Origin of the sequence: Herbaspirillum sp. B65 (genome assembly GCF_000333555.1) — a bacterium.
In the GTDB taxonomy this organism is placed as follows: Bacteria; Pseudomonadota; Gammaproteobacteria; order Burkholderiales; family Burkholderiaceae_D; genus Herbaspirillum; species Herbaspirillum rubrisubalbicans.
In genome coordinates, this window is the sequence record NZ_BADI01000937.1 from 1 (window position 1) to 988 (window position 988).

Annotated in this window: 2 protein-coding genes; one reads left to right on the forward strand and one right to left on the reverse strand. The window is 62.4% G+C overall.

Features of this window, described 5'->3' with window-relative positions; genetic code table 11:
* Positions 1-374: LysR family transcriptional regulator (locus I5W_RS21875; protein WP_044530821.1), on the reverse strand; the 374-nt coding region annotated here is incomplete at its 3' end.
* 109 nt (positions 375-483) lie between these two features.
* On the opposite strand from I5W_RS21875, the gene I5W_RS21880 reads away from it, so the two are divergent.
* The coding region (locus I5W_RS21880) for a substrate-binding domain-containing protein (protein ID WP_044530822.1) at positions 484-988 on the forward strand (505 nt) is incomplete at its 3' end.

Sequence of the window (988 nt, forward strand, 5' to 3'; positions counted from 1 at the left end):
CCGCCATTGGCATGACTGCGCGCATAAGACTTCAATACCCGTGGCAGCAGATTGTTGGCCACCGAGGGCACGCAGGCCACCGTCACGTGCTCGCGCCGCTGCGCCATGCCCTGCGCCACGCTCTTGACGGCCAGCTCCAGCTCTTCCATCACGGCCTGGGCATGAACCAGGAACAGCTCGCCGGCCGGGGTGAGCGAGACGCGCCGGGTGGTGCGATCGAACAGCCGTTCCTGCAAGGCCTGCTCCAGGTTCTCGATGCGTCGGCTCAATGCCGGCGGCGTGATGAACAGGCCCTCGGCAGCCGCGCGAAAGCTCGACTGGCGCGCTACGGCAATGAAGGCCTGCAATTCGGCGGTCTCGATATTGATGCGCATTTTTTATCAATCCCCAGATTAAATGCAATTAACTTTTCAAAGGATTCTACTCAAACTGCCGGGTCTCACCCCAATCACAGCGAAATCAAAACGCTAACAGGAGATCCGCATGAACCGCATTTTCCGTACCTCCCGCACCACCCTCTTCCAGCGCAGCGTGCTGGCCCTGGCCCTGGGCGCAATCAGCACGCTGGCTGCCGCCGCCGATATCCACGTGGTCAGCTCGGGCGGTTTCGCTGCCGCCTACAAGGCGCTGGCGCCCGTCTTCGAAAAGAAGACCGGCCATAAGCTGATCTCTGGCTGGGGCCCCTCCATGGGCCAGACGCCACAGGCCATCCCCAACCGCCTGCAGCGCGGCGAACCCATCGATGTGGTGATCATGGTGGGCGACTCGCTGGACAAGCTGGTCGCAGAGGGCAAGGTCTCCAAGTCCGAACACAAGCTGCTGGCGCTCTCGCGCATCGGCCTGGCCGTCAAGGCGGGCGCCCCCAAGCCGGATATTTCCACCCTTGACGCCTTCAAGCGTAGCTTGCTCACCGCGCACTTCGTGGTCTATTCGGACAGCGCCAGCGGCGTATTCCTCTCCACCAAGCTCTTCAAGCGTCTGGGCATCG